Here is a 360-nt window from a genome sequence, read left to right as displayed (position 1 = left end):
AGACCACCAGCACGTTCAACAGGAAATTGCCCGGCGAGCGCAGCAGGTGGCGCAGGGCGTCCGCAATGGCGGCGAAATGCTGTCGGAGCCAGTTCATGGCGACACCTCCACGGGATTGGCCACGCCGTTGTGCCAGCCATCGACGATGCGCCCACGGTCCAGGTAGATGATGCGGTCGGCACCGGTGAGGAAATTTTCGTCGTGGGTCGAGATCAGGCAGGTCACGCCCACGCCGTGGAAGGATTTCAGGGCCGCCAGCACCTTGTTGGCATTGGCCCGGTCCAGATTGGCCGTCGGCTCGTCAGCCAGAATGATCTGCGGACGGTTGACGATGGCGCGCGCAATGGCCACGCGCTGCTG

1 protein-coding gene and 1 pseudogene are annotated in these 360 nt (G+C 64.2%); both read right to left on the bottom strand.

Going from position 1 to position 360, the window contains the following annotated elements; genetic code table 11:
• A pseudogene (locus B3873_RS10835) lies at positions 1–97 on the bottom strand (ABC transporter permease); the annotation flags it as partial.
• A partial coding sequence (locus tag B3873_RS10830; protein WP_286865949.1) for an ATP-binding cassette domain-containing protein occupies positions 94–360 on the bottom strand: 267 nt, incomplete at its 5' end. The pseudogene B3873_RS10835 and the gene B3873_RS10830, both read right to left, overlap by 4 nt.

The organism is Herbaspirillum sp. UBA812 (assembly GCF_002296545.1).
Taxonomy (GTDB): Bacteria; Pseudomonadota; Gammaproteobacteria; order Burkholderiales; family Burkholderiaceae_D; genus Herbaspirillum; species Herbaspirillum huttiense.
Note: the sequence above shows the minus strand (reverse complement) of the source record. Positions and strands in the feature narration are given on the sequence as shown.